The 13,800-nt window shown below is 35.8% G+C and carries 10 protein-coding genes; 2 read left to right on the forward strand and 8 right to left on the reverse strand.

Annotated features, from left to right (window positions below):
• Nucleotides 1-9: 9 nt before the first annotated feature.
• Complete coding sequence (locus tag G3I01_RS14635) at nucleotides 10-3,090, reverse strand: TonB-dependent receptor (protein WP_219549027.1); 3,081 nt, start codon at nucleotides 3,088-3,090, stop codon at nucleotides 10-12.
• 126 nt (nucleotides 3,091-3,216) lie between these two features.
• A complete protein-coding gene (locus tag G3I01_RS14640; protein WP_219549029.1) occupies nucleotides 3,217-3,639 on the reverse strand; it encodes a hypothetical protein in 423 nt (140 codons plus the stop codon).
• Between the two features lie 209 nt (nucleotides 3,640-3,848).
• Here G3I01_RS14640 and hutH point away from each other — a divergent pair, with 209 nt between their 5' ends.
• Together hutH and G3I01_RS14650 are read left to right on the forward strand one after the other, a co-directional pair.
• A complete protein-coding gene (hutH, locus tag G3I01_RS14645; RefSeq protein WP_219549031.1) occupies nucleotides 3,849-5,333 on the forward strand; it encodes a histidine ammonia-lyase in 1,485 nt (494 codons plus the stop codon).
• Nucleotides 5,334-5,383: 50 nt separating this feature from the next.
• Complete coding sequence (locus G3I01_RS14650) at nucleotides 5,384-7,438, forward strand: urocanate hydratase (protein ID WP_219549033.1); 2,055 nt, start codon at nucleotides 5,384-5,386, stop codon at nucleotides 7,436-7,438.
• 548 nt (nucleotides 7,439-7,986) lie between these two features.
• Here G3I01_RS14650 and G3I01_RS14655 read toward each other — a convergent pair.
• The 6 genes from G3I01_RS14655 to G3I01_RS14680 all read right to left on the reverse strand — a co-directional run bounded on the left by G3I01_RS14655 (nucleotide 7,987) and on the right by G3I01_RS14680 (nucleotide 13,677).
• Nucleotides 7,987-8,994, reverse strand: coding sequence for a potassium channel family protein (locus G3I01_RS14655; protein WP_219549035.1), 1,008 nt, complete (start codon nucleotides 8,992-8,994; stop codon nucleotides 7,987-7,989).
• 159 nt (nucleotides 8,995-9,153) lie between these two features.
• Nucleotides 9,154-9,828 (reverse strand): DUF2231 domain-containing protein, encoded by a 675-nt coding sequence (locus G3I01_RS14660; protein WP_257710639.1) that lies wholly within the window; start codon nucleotides 9,826-9,828, stop codon nucleotides 9,154-9,156.
• A gap of 143 nt (nucleotides 9,829-9,971) precedes the next feature.
• On the reverse strand, nucleotides 9,972-10,166 hold the full coding sequence (locus G3I01_RS14665) for a hypothetical protein (protein WP_093406145.1): 195 nt from the start codon (nucleotides 10,164-10,166) through the stop codon (nucleotides 9,972-9,974).
• A gap of 33 nt (nucleotides 10,167-10,199) precedes the next feature.
• A complete protein-coding gene (locus G3I01_RS14670; RefSeq protein ID WP_219549037.1) occupies nucleotides 10,200-12,563 on the reverse strand; it encodes a multicopper oxidase domain-containing protein in 2,364 nt (787 codons plus the stop codon).
• Between the two features lie 45 nt (nucleotides 12,564-12,608).
• On the reverse strand, nucleotides 12,609-13,100 hold the full coding sequence (locus tag G3I01_RS14675; protein ID WP_219549039.1) for a DUF305 domain-containing protein: 492 nt from the start codon (nucleotides 13,098-13,100) through the stop codon (nucleotides 12,609-12,611).
• A gap of 31 nt (nucleotides 13,101-13,131) precedes the next feature.
• Nucleotides 13,132-13,677 carry a DUF3347 domain-containing protein gene (locus G3I01_RS14680; RefSeq protein ID WP_219549041.1) on the reverse strand — a complete coding sequence of 182 codons (546 nt, stop codon included), beginning with the start codon at nucleotides 13,675-13,677 and terminating at the stop codon, nucleotides 13,132-13,134.
• Between the last annotated feature and the right edge of the window lie 123 nt (nucleotides 13,678-13,800).

A 13,800-nucleotide genomic window follows, 5' to 3' on the forward strand; every position in this document is an offset into this window, starting at 1 on the left:
TTTTAAGTTCTAAAATTGTAATTGAAGTCCTAATAATATAGTTCTTGCTGTTGGTACCTGGAAAAAGTTTACCCCATCTACCACAGCTTCCGGATCGTAACCATCCAATTCGGTCCATAAGAATAAATTATCCCCCTGCACGTAAACTGAACCTCCTTTTAGAGTATTTCCGAAAGATGGCAGATTATAGGTTAATTTGGCATTTCTAAGTTTTAGGTAATCGGAATCATATAAATGCCTGGTAGAAACATCATTCGAAAAAGTTGGATTCCCATTAATTCTTATAGGCACTGTAGCGTCCAGATTATTAGGATTCCAGGGATTAAGCTGGGCAATTGTGTTAGTATACTGGGGAGCAAAACCATCGTCATCGCGCTTAAATGCGGTACGATCATACACTTTCCCTCCCATACCAAATGTAAATTGAAAATCTAATGTAAAATTTTTATAGTTGAACTGATTGAAAACTCCACCTTGAAAATCTTGTAAAGCGTCTCCAAAAATTCCAAATCCGGCCTCCTGAGCATTTGTAGTCAACTCTCCAGTTCTTTCACCATTTTCAAGTACATGATATTGAGCATATCCATTTGATGGATTTACGCCTGCATAATCCCGTAAATAAAATGAATAAATACTTTCACCTTCTTTAATAATTAAGGGATCCTGACCATATCTAGAACTATATGTAGGTACTATATCATTCTTTAATTTAGTTATTTTGTTATCAAGAAGAGTAAGGTTTGCGCTGGTACTCCACGAAAAGTCTTCTGTTGCTATAGGATTATATCCTACTTCAAACTCCCAACCTTTATTGATCATTTCTCCAAAGTTCTGTAATTGAGTCATAAAACCTGTGGTAGGTGAAACCGGAACATTCAGCAATAAATCTTCAGTTTTTTTACGGAAGTAATTTACTGTAAGATCTAATTCTCCGAATATATTGATATCCATTCCCACATTGAAATTTTTACTTAATTCCCAAGAAAGATCTGGGTTCTGTAGTTGACCATAGGACAGTCCTGAATTTCCACCATAACCTTTTCCATCAGTTTCAAAAAACGCCAGGGCTGCATAATATTGTGGAGGTAAATTTCCATTTGTACCGTAGCTACCTCGGAATTTCAGGTAATCCAAATCATCTATATCCAGAAAATCTTCTTCGGTCGCGACCCAGGATCCCGAGACAGACCAAAATGTTCCCCAACGAGAATCCTTTCCAAATCTTGAGGAACCATCCCTTCTGAAACTTGTAGATAAGTAATATTTCTGATCAAAATTATAAGCAACCTGAGAGAAGTAAGAGAGTAACGAGTAATTTTCCGCATAGCCGGTATGTGACCATAAACTTCCTATACTACTGGCAGATAACAACTCACTGTCTAAGACATCATATCCATAGACATTGATAGAATTCATGTTGGAAACCTGAGATTCTTGTCCCAATAAAACATCCAAACCATGATTTCCATAGTTTTCATTATAATTTAAAATATTGGTTACAGTATATTGAAAAACTTCACTTTTTACTCGATTAAGTACTCCATTCCATATTCCACCTCCAGCACCAAACTCTTTGTTATCATATAACGTTTCATCTATTGCTTGTTGGTCTACCCCAAACGTGGTTTTAAAGCTGAGCGGTTCCAAAACCTGGAACTTTGCATAGGCATCTCCTCTAACACGGAATTCAGCATTCTCATATTCACCGACTTTTAATACCCCAATAGGATTGGCATTTTTCTCTATATCGTTAGGCAGGTTTGCAAAACCTCCATAACCTTCCGGATCGTAAATAGGTGCAGCCGGAGGAAGTACGCGAGCCATATATAATGGGTTTAGACCTCCTGCATAAGAACCATCAAAGTTTGCTGCATTTCTTTCAGTTTTTGCCACCGAAAGATTTACTCCAAGTGTTAACCATTCTTTTGCCTCATTCTCTAAGTTTACTCTCCCGGAATATCGTTTCAATCCCGTTTCTATAATTGTTCCTGTTTGTTCCAAATAATTTCCTGAAATGAAAAAGGTAGTTTTTTCATTTCCACCTCTAGCCGACAGATTATATTTTTGCGTTAATCCATTTTGATATAATGCATTCAGCCAATCCGCATTCGCATTAGTAGTTCCGTACACATCTTCATAATCACTGATAGCCTGATCTTCGTAGCCATTATAAAGATCATTGTTAGCATAAACTCTGGAGAATTCAGCGTTCTCATTATTTTGGATGTATTGATTTATTTGACCTTCGATCCAAAGATCTTTAAACTGTTCATTATTGATAAGATTTTCTTCAGTTAAGTTTTGACTCCATCCTGTTTCAAGACCTAAAGTAATTTCGGTTTCCCCTTTTTTACCATCTTTTGTAGTGATAATAATTACACCATTTGAAGCTCGTGAGCCGTATAAAGAAGATGCAGCTGCATCTTTTAATACAGTTATGCTTTCGATATCTTCTGAATTGATAGTAGAGAGAGGGTTATAACCGGTGGATCCTTCCATGAAATCACCTGCTCGAAGATTTGAGTTAGTATTGATCACCACTCCATCAAGAACATATAAAGGTTGAGTATTACCGCTAATAGAACTAATCCCTCTTATTTGGACATTTGATTTACCTCCAGGCTGACCTGAGGTAGAAATATTCATACCTGAAACTTTACCCTGAAGTGCAGTTTCAAAACTAGCCGTGGAACTTCGGGTTAGGGCTTCACTGTTTACGGTCTCTGCGGCACCTGTAAAACTTCGTTTATCTGAAGATCCATAAGCGACAACCATCACTTCATTCAGCGATTCTGCGCTCTTTTCCATATTAATATTGATCTCCGTTCCAGAGCCTACGGTAATATTTACAGGCTTTTTCCCAACAAATGTGAAACTTAGTACGTGACCGGAGTTAGCCTTTATAGAATATTTTCCGTCAAAATCGGTTTGTGTCCCGATTTGAGAATCTTTGATAGTAACGTTTACCCCTGGCATTGGAATTCCGTTCTCATTTAAAACAGTACCTGTAATGGTCTTTTCCTGTGCAGTGGTCAATTGCACTAATAACACTATTAAAAGTGTGAAAATAGTTTTTAATTTAATTTTCATAAATATTTGATTTTAGATAAAAATGATTGTCCGGAAAAAATTGGTGTAATACCAATGCTTCCCTATGGAAATAAAATTTATACTTCCATTAGAACGTAGCTCTATAGCTATCTTTTTAAATAAAAATCAAATAAGGAATACTTGGTAAAAAACCTGCACATCTGCGAATAGCAAAGGAGGTTTATAGTATTTATGAGGAATTTCCTGAAAAGGTAATTCATAGAGAAAATTCTCTGAAATAAATATAAGCGGAATTATATAATTGAATTGAAGAAAATCAAATGAGAATGAAGATGTTTTTAATTCATCCTGACCATCTATATTCTCTTTTTTATTTGAGCAGCAAGAATCCTTTTTGGTGTTCATATGGCCGCGATCTTCTGCAGCACAGATGTGCATTTCACTGCTACATTTTTTAGCGGAAGAAAAAACTGCTTTTCCAACCAAAGTTTTCCCACAAAAATGTTTTTCTACAGTAAAAGATAAAGTAGAAAATACCACTAATAATGCCAGGCTAAGGGAAATAATATTTCTAAAGCTGTTCTTCATTCATTTCAAATATAAACATATGTTAATACAATTAACAATATTTTTACAAGTCCATTATTAAACCACTGCTTTTCAGCTACTTAATAAAAATTTTTATTAAAAAACGAAAAATATTCTAAATTTTACATAAAAACTGAATAATATTAAATTATTTTGGGGATTGTGAAAATTATTCTTAAAACTAATCGAATTACACCTAATTTAAACTTATGTCATTTCACATAGTATCATCTTCAAACCTTGAAATAGAGATAATTGAAAAAATTATAACTGAAAAGAAAAAGTTAAAGCTAAGTGATGAAGCAAGATTAAAAATAACCAGATCGAGAGAATATCTAGATCAAAAATTGGAGAAAAGTCAAGCTCCTGTTTATGGAATAAATACTGGGTTTGGATCATTGTGCAACGTTAAAATTTCTCCTAATAAATTAATAGAATTGCAGGAGAATTTGGTGATGTCACATGCATGTGGAACAGGCAATGTAGTTCCAAAATCTATTATCCGATTAATGCTTTTATTTAAAATACAATCTCTTAGTTATGGCCATTCCGGCGTAACAATTGAGACCGTTAGCAGGCTAATTGATTTTTATAATAATGACGTGCTTCCAGTAGTATATGAACAAGGCTCATTGGGGGCCTCTGGGGATTTGGCCCCACTTGCTCATCTGGCGCTTCCGTTACTGGGAAAAGGAGAAGTATATTTCAAGGGGGTTAAGCAGGAATCGGCCGAAGTATTAAGGAAATTTGGATGGAACCCTATAAAATTAAGATCTAAAGAGGGATTGGCTTTATTGAATGGAACTCAATTTATGAGTGCTTATGGTATTTTCAATTTAATGAAGGGCAGGAAATTATATGAGTTGTCCAATATAATTGGAGCCGTATCTATAGATGCTTTTGATTGTAATTTATCGCCGTTTGATGAGTTAGTTCATCTAGTACGACCACACAGAGGTCAGATTAAAACTGCAGAAAGAATACGAAAGATTTTAGAAGGAAGCGAAATTGGAAAAAGGGAAAAAAATAACGTTCAGGATCCATATTCTTTCAGGTGTATTCCTCAAGTACATGGTGCAACTAAAGATACCCTTTCCTTTGTTGAAAATACTTTTATAACCGAGATAAATTCGGTAACTGATAATCCTAATATTTTTGTTGAAGAAGATAAAATAATATCGGGTGGAAATTTTCATGGCCAGCCATTGGCTTTGGCCTTAGATTATCTTAGTATTTCTATAGCTGAATTAGGCAATATTTCAGAACGTAGGATATACCAGTTAATCTCTGGATTAAGAGATCTTCCTCCATTTTTAGTAAATAACCCAGGTTTAAATAACGGTTTTATGATTACCCAATATACCGCTGCTAGTATTGTAAGTCAAAATAAACAATATGCTTCTCCTGCCAGTATAGATTCTATTGTTTCTTCTAACGGGCAGGAAGATCATGTGAGTATGGGAGCAAATGCAGCTACGAAAGCTCTAAAAGTGACTAATAATGTATTGACGATTCTGGCAATAGAATTATTTAATTCGTCGCAGGCACTTTATTTTAGGGAAGAAGATACCTCGCCTTTCTTAAAGGATTTTATAGAAAATTTCAGATCTAAGGTGCCAATAGTAAAAGAAGATCAAATTATGTCTTACCACATTCAAAATTCAAAGGATTTTATTTCCGCTTTTAAGGTTTAAAGTACATGTTTATATAATAATCAGAATTTTATAATAAAAATTTATTTCCAATGGATTTTAAAATGCAGATTTTAGAGGGTATCCCAAATAACATACCTGCACAAAAAATATACGCCTTAGATATTAATCATGCGCCAAAACGAAAGGAGATTTTAAACAATCAAGAAAAGAAACTCGCATTGCAAAATGCTCTAAGATATTTTGAACCTAAAGATCATGCCGCATTACTTCCAGAGTTTCTGGATGAATTGAACACCTATGGTAGAATTTACATGTATCGATATCGTCCTGATTATAAAATATACGCCAGACCTGTAGATGATTATCCGGGCAAAAGTATACAAGCCAAAGCTATTATGCATATGATTCATAATAATTTGGACCATAAAGTAGCCCAGCATCCACATGAATTAATAACTTACGGGGGGAATGGTGCTGTGTTTCAAAACTGGGCGCAATATAGGCTGGTAATGAAATATTTGGCTGAAATGTCTAATGAACAAACTTTAGTTATTAATTCTGGTCATCCTTTAGGGCTCTTCCCCTCCCACTCCAATGCGCCAAGAGTGGTCGTAACGAATGGTATGGTGATACCTAACTATTCCAAACCAGATTATTGGGAGAAATTTAATGCCCTGGGAGTATCACAATATGGACAAATGACAGCAGGGAGTTATATGTATATTGGACCTCAAGGAATAGTTCACGGAACAACGATCACAGTGCTAAATGGATTACGCATGGTGGCCAAAAAATTTAACTTATCAACTGGAGCCAATCTTGGCAAGGGATCTCTATTTGTAACTTCTGGATTAGGAGGCATGAGCGGAGCTCAGCCTAAAGCTGGAAATATTGCTGGATGCATTACTGTATGTGCTGAAGTCAACCCTAAAGCGGTAGAAGTAAGACACTCTCAGGGATGGGTAGATGAAGTAGTAAAAGATATTAAAAGCTTAATTCTCAAAGTAAGAAAGGCAAAAGAAGAGAAAAAAATAATCTCCTTTGCTTATGAGGGAAATGTGGTCGAAGTATGGGAAGAATTTGATAAAGAAAATATTCATATAGATTTGGGCAGTGATCAGACATCCCTTCATAATCCTTGGTCCGGAGGATACTATCCAGTAGGTTTATCATTTGAAGAATCAAATCAACTTATGGCTAAAAATCCGGGTGAATTCCAAACAAAGGTGCAAGAAAGTTTGCGGAGGCATGCCGAGGCAATTAACAATCACTCAAAAAAGGGAACTTACTTTTTTGATTACGGAAATGCCTTTTTACTGGAAGCCTCTAGAGCAGGTGCTAAGGTTCATAGAGATAAAAGTGGAAATTTAGTTGCGGCTTCTGAGGCTATAAACAAGGAAGAATTTGCCTATCCTAGTTATGTACAAGATATCATGGGACCTATGTGTTTCGATTACGGTTTTGGACCTTTTCGGTGGGTGTGTGCATCGGGTAAACCAGAGGATCTTGAAAAAACCGATTTGATTGCAACGAATGTTCTTAACAAATTAAAAGAGAGCTCCCCTGTTGAAATACAACAGCAGATGCAGGATAACATCAAATGGATTAAAGAAGCACAACAAAATAATCTAGTGGTTGGTTCACAAGCTAGAATTTTGTACGCAGATGCTATTGGAAGAATAGAGATTGCAAAAGCTTTTAATGATGCTATCGCTAAAGGAGAAATTGGGCCGGTTGTCCTTGGGCGTGATCATCATGATGTGTCGGGAACTGATTCGCCTTATCGCGAAACTTCGAATATCTATGACGGTTCTAAATTTACCGCAGACATGGCTATTCAAAATGTTATAGGCGATGCTTTTAGAGGAGCTACGTGGGTAAGTATCCACAACGGTGGCGGTGTAGGTTGGGGAGAAGTAATTAATGGTGGATTCGGAATGCTTTTGGAGGGTGATGAAGCATCAGAAAAAAGACTACGCTCTATGTTGCATTGGGATGTGAATAATGGAATCACTAGAAGATCATGGGCACGAAATAAGGGGGCTATGTTTGCGATCAAACGAGCAATGGAAATTGAACCTAAATTAAAAGTCACCATTCCAAATTTAGTTAAGGAAGAATACTTTAAAGATCTTGATATCTAATTTTATAAAACCTATTTATCTTTTTTTATTAAAAATAAAAAAGGATCCTACCGGAGGGAGATTAGTATCCTTTAATTTAGACATAACATAAGTGAAGCATTCACTATACTTTTATAAATTACTTATTTTATCCAAAATAGTGGTATACAACATACACGGCAAGCACCACACTTAAAGCTAAAATAATATCTCGATAAATATGTGAATAATCTTGTATCAATTATGAAATCTTTTTCGGACTATTAAGATAAATATTCAATGAATTTGTGCAAGGTAGGGTTTTCCCTTGTTTTTCAAAATTGTGTCATTTTAGTTTTTTTCTCAAAATTTCGAAATCATTTGAAGGGTACAGTGACATCAAAAGTATGCCTGGCAGAAGAAAAGTAATGGTCTTTTTTATTTTCAATTGCACGTACTTCCTAATGCGGTAATGAATTTCTTATTTCTCATTAATTTTAAGGTTATAACATAAAGAAAGAAATGAGTCAAAACCCATACTTATAAATTGTGCTAAGATCTTTCAGTTTTAAATGAATTTGACTTGCCATTTAAGAATTTCTTGTGTCTACCTTGCTCCAGGTCCATCCATCCTGCTGTACAAGGTTTAAAAAAATTTTACGATGATCTTTAGATTTAGTATCTAACAATTGACATCCCTTAGATTGGTCAATTAGACTAAGTTCCTTTAATCTTTGTAGGGTTGAATAGGCTGGAGTTTCATTACTGGTATTTCTAAGAGTAACCTCTTTTAATACTTCAAAATAATTCTCGAATGCAATTTCTAACGGACGTAAGTCTCCTAGCTTTGGTTTTACCCTATCATTTAAGTTAAATGCCAGAATAAGATAGGCTTCGTAAAGTCTAGCAAGTTGTAAAATAATGGCATTCTTCTCCTTATGATTATGGAAATAGTGAATTACTGGATAAGCCCTATGTTGCTGGCTATATTTTATAATTGATCCAGATAGTTCGTCAACTTTAGAAGTAAAGGATTGAAAGCTTTTGCCATCCCAGAAGTTTAGGATTATTTTTTCAGGACTGCTCCCTAATATGCTAAGTCTTATTCCCAGTCTTCGTTGCTCTATAACTGCTGATAGTACCGGGATGAAATATGTAACCGACATAGTTAATAGAATGAGGCCGGTAAAAGAATAAAAGCTGGTGAGAATCCTGCCCCCATTTCCGGCAGCTATAAAATCTCCCATGCCCAGGGTAGATAAGGTATATCCACTGTAGTAAATAATTTCCAAAAGATCTGCAGAAATTTGCGTGCTACTGTTAACAATAATTCCAGGTTGCGATATCAAAATAAGGACAAAACTAATCCACAATAAAAATACCCAGATTAAAACAATTGAAATTAACAATATATAACCTGCATGAGATAAGATTTTTGATTTACCATTACCACCGGAAACAAAAAGGAAAAATTTCCAGAAAAGATGAGAATACCTGCTTGTTAACCAACCTCCTCCTTGCATAGACAGTGTCGTTTGAAGTATATCCAGTACTGTAGCCATATAAGCGATGATCCCTAAAGCCAGAAATATTTCCATATCATAAATTATTAGTCTGGTCAGCTGAAATAGAATTTAACCCTGTCATCTAAAAAAATATTCGAGTAACGGTGAACTTTTTATCTAATCCTACCTGTTTTCTACACTCATATATAGGCAGATTTAATAATCGCTATACTGAATAATATCCATAAAATTTTAGTGGCTATGATTTTCAGATTCCAGATATTTACCCTGTGGGCCAACTCCTTCCAGATACACCAATTGAGCTCCATAATGTCCTGCTTCAGAAACTGAATATGCTGAAAAAGCCAGCACTAAAAAAACTACAATTTCAAAGATTCTGTTCCTTTTTAATAAAAACAAACTCACCAATTTTAAGGTAGCAGCGACTGCGCTGGAATAAATGGTCCATTCGGCAAATTTATCGTGCTGTTCCAATACACTTTTAGCCATTGAGGTTAAATCATGCGCATGTGGATGGGCATACACCCCGGCGATATAGGCACCGATAAACCCTCCCCCTACGGTTAAAAGGATCACCCAATCTAAGTTTCTTTTTAAAACAAATAATTGAATTAACTGCAATATAGCTCCCAGCAATAGCAACACTATGGGAAAATGAACCACCAAAGGATGCAGATTGGGAAAATCATCAAATTCAGCTTTTACTTCATTCGTATGATTCCCTAATTCTCCCTTTTCAGGATGGTCTGCATCCTCATTAGGGTTTAATTCAGGAGTTGAAATACTATCTGCTTCCAATTGCTGCTCCTGATTGTTCGACGAGCGATCATGGTCTTCATGAGTATCCTGCGCCTGTGTAGCAAGCGTCATACTTATAAAAATGAATAAAAAGAGTATTTTTTTCATGACATTACTTTACATTTTTTCATCCCTAAAAAGAGAGAATCCGGTTTTTAAGATGATTTAAATTTTATAATAAAGGGAAATGGAGGATAATTAAGAAATTCAACTAATCACTATTAAAACAAACCCCTCCATTTCCCTGGATTTTAATGCGAATGCTCATGTTCATCGTCGTGGTTCATCTTCTCATCATGTTCCATTTCCATACCGTCATTTTCCATCTCCTCATGTTGCATTTCCATGTCGTCGTGATCTTCTTCTGTAGTTTCTCTACATGAGATCATCGAAAAGTTAAGCCCTGCTACTAACAAAAAGATCATTAAGGCTCTTATATTTTTCATCTGTTTATAGTTTTAGAATTGTAACGAAATTGTTTAAAACCTTAAGGATAATCCGCCACCGGCGCCAAACCTATTATCGTAACTTCCCATCAACGAAAAGTTTTTTGACAGAAAATATTCCAGACCCGCACTCCAGGTTTCTTCTTTTTTAAAATTATCGCCTTCCGGCAAATCATCTACCCATCCAAAATCTGCCTGGAATTCATACTCGCCAAACACCGCAAGTCTTGGAAAAATCATGATTTCCCTGGCCAGGCTTATTTGAGGCCTTAATTTATTATCTAATCGAACATCCAGGCTAAACATATAAGGTGTGAAATACCTAATCCCCCCAATAGCTGTGGTACTAAGTTCTTCCATACTGTTCTCCATCTCATTTTCCACATTAACACCTGCAAACAGGCGTAGCCAGTCATTTAAATAATATTCATAGGAGAGTTCTGCTTCAATATTTTCATTCCAGCCATATTCTGCCAGAGCAGTAAACTGGTTTCTAACATTGGAACTAACCACATTCAACTCTGTCATATGTGAAGCGGCATCTAACATCCCCCAGGTGTAAAATTTATTTGTTTCATTTATCAAATTACTTACGGGGTAAGCTTTCATACGTTCATCCCTGGGAGTATCATAGCTAACTACACGGGCCATTCCCGCATCCATATGATATAATATATGGCAGTGCAAGAACCAGTCTCCATATTCGTTCCCATAAAACTCAATAGTAACCTTTTGCATTGGTGGTACATTTACCGTATGCTTTAAAGGAGAATATTCCCCATTTTCATTAATCACCCTAAAGAAATGACCGTGAAGGTGCATAGGATGGTGCATCATCGTAAGGTTATTGAAGGTAATTCTTGTTACCTCGTCTCCCTTGATTGCTATCTTATCAGCTTCATCAAGTACCACCCCGTTCATACTCCATACGTAACGAGACATATTACCTGTAAGGTTTAAAAGGACTTCTGTAACAGGATATTCTTTATCAAAATTTGTTTTCTCTGGAGACCTGAGGTAGTCATAATTATATTCTGAAAACATATCCATTCCATTATCTTTCATATTTTCCTTTTCATCCATTTTCATAGATCCTTCGGCCATATTCATTTTATCGTGCTTCATCTTAGAATGATCCATTTCCATTTGGGTAGTATCCTTCTTCATATTCATTTTGGAATGGTCCATGCCATCCATACCATCGTCTTTCTTCATTTCCATTTGCCCATGGTCCATTTCATCCATCTGCATTCCCCATTCATCCATCATCTCATAAGGATCTACATTTTTAGACCTAAACTTTAAAGCCGGTGCTCCCATTTTCATATCCATTTTTGCCATTTTCTGCATCATGCCAATCTTGTCTGGACTGGGAACATTTGGCGCGGGTAAAACATCTCCCTGACCTAAAAATGCTGAAGCAGTTCCTGAACCATCCTGAGCAGTAATCTTAAATTCAAGTTTTCTATTTTCAGGAATTTCCACAATAAAATCATAGGTTTCTGCTACGGCTATAAATGTTTTATTTCGTTTAACAGGCACCACATTTTTTCCATCGGCTGAAACTAAAGTGGGCGTCTCCCCTCCAAAAGTCATCCAGAAAGAAGTGGATGCTGAACCATCTACTATTCGTAATCTTACCTTTTCTCCAGGTTTAAATTGAGGATATTCTATTTTCTCTTCCCCGTTAATCAAAAACGCAGGATAGTAAATATCTGCAATATCGGCTCCTTCCATTCGCTGTTTCCAGAAATTTAGCTGTGCGCCGAAGGCTCCTCTCTTAATCACCTGATTTAGGGGTGTTGCTGTTCCTTTCTTAATATTATACCATTCAGTCCCCCTTTTTAAGAACCTTAAAACATCTTTAGGTTTTTCATTGGTCCAGTCTGAAAGCACCAAAACAAGATCCTTATCATATTCCATCTCTTTCTCCTTAGGGTGTATCAGTAAAGATCCAAACACACCACTTTGTTCCTGCAACATCGTATGCGAATGATACCAGTAAGTCCCATTTTGTTTTATTTCAAACTCATATTTAAAGGTGGTACCAGGCTTTATTGGCGGGGTAGTTAAATAAGGCACCCCATCAAAAAAGTTTGGAAGTAACATTCCATGCCAGTGAATGGAAGTTTCCACATCCATCTTATTCTCCACATAAATCACTGCATACTCCCCTTCAGTAAATTCCAGGGTTGGGCCGGGAATACCTCCGTTCACGGTCATTCCCATCACTTCCTTTCCGGCTTTGTTTACTTTTTCCTGATTTATGGTTAGCATATATTCCCTTACCGGAAGATTATTGACATTCCCTTCAATCGAAGCCTCTAATTCTTCCTGACTATAACCTGTGATGCCCAGTAAAAAGGCTAGTATTATTAAGTAATTTTTCATTTTCATTATGGTATTATCAAAAAGAGAGGGTTTCCCCTCTCCAATCTAAAATCAATTTTCATTTTCCAGACGATAGATTATCTTTTTCATCTGGGCGATCTCCCTTTTCTGAGCTTCAATAATTTCTTTAGCAAGTTTTTTAGTTTCCGGATCTTTTAAATCGGCTCTTTTACTGGTTAAAACAGCAATAGAATGGTGAGGTATCATAGCCTTCATATAAAGTACATCTCCAATAATAGGTCTCTGTGCTCTTACCAGGCCTAAAGCACTAACAAACAGCACCAGACTGCCCACATAAATAGCAATATTTTTTTTCTTATTCTTATACATATTGAGCATGAGAGACAACATGATTACGGCCATGGCAGCAATACCCAGACAGGTCATATAAAATCTAGTTAGGCTGAAATAAACATGGTCAAATTCATACGTATTCAAGTACATGGTGATATACATGGCTACAAATGATAATCCCAGCATTGAGAAAAATCTTCCATAATTGGTACCACTCATTTTGTGCTGGTTGTTTTCTTCTGAATTCATATTTTTGGTTTTAAAGTTAGTTGAGAGGTATTTACTTTTTAATTGTCTTTTTTACTGAACCACAATTCAGCATCTTTTCCCCGAAATACGGATTATTTATTTCTTCAACATCAGCATACCAGTAAGCACCTTTATTATTAAAGGCCATTGGGCAGAATTTTTTATAAATAGTTCCGCCAGAAAGGGCTTCCTCAAACATGGATCCTGCTTTTTCAGTAAATTTTGAAAATAGTTCACGCTGCTTCTCAATATCATCTGTAGAGGCAATTTGCCCTGCTAAAGATTTCATCTCTGCTCTCTCTTCAGTAAAAGATTCTTCCATGCTTTTAGCTACATCTTTAACCTGACTGGCATCTTCATTGGTTAAGGCTATTTTCATTTCAAGATAGTTATGCCAAATTTTCCCAGTCATACCATCTTTAAAATCCTGATCGGCAACATCTGGCGTTTCTTTTTCAGCCTTCTTAACTTCCTCAGGGGTATTAATTTCTACCGACTGCTTGCCTTTATCATCCATACAGGAAGTTAATAGTAACACTACTATAGCGACTACACTCGTTTTAATAATAAATCTCATAATATTAGTTGTTTGGATAATTGGTTAAACTGTAATTCCCTCCACCTTTTTTTGTTTTAAAAAATTAAAAAATATCCTATTCTTTATAACTCATATATTTCTATAATTTTTCAAAATTAACTC

It is taken from the genome of Gramella sp. MT6, from assembly GCF_019357415.1.
Lineage (GTDB): Bacteria > Bacteroidota > Bacteroidia > Flavobacteriales > Flavobacteriaceae > Christiangramia.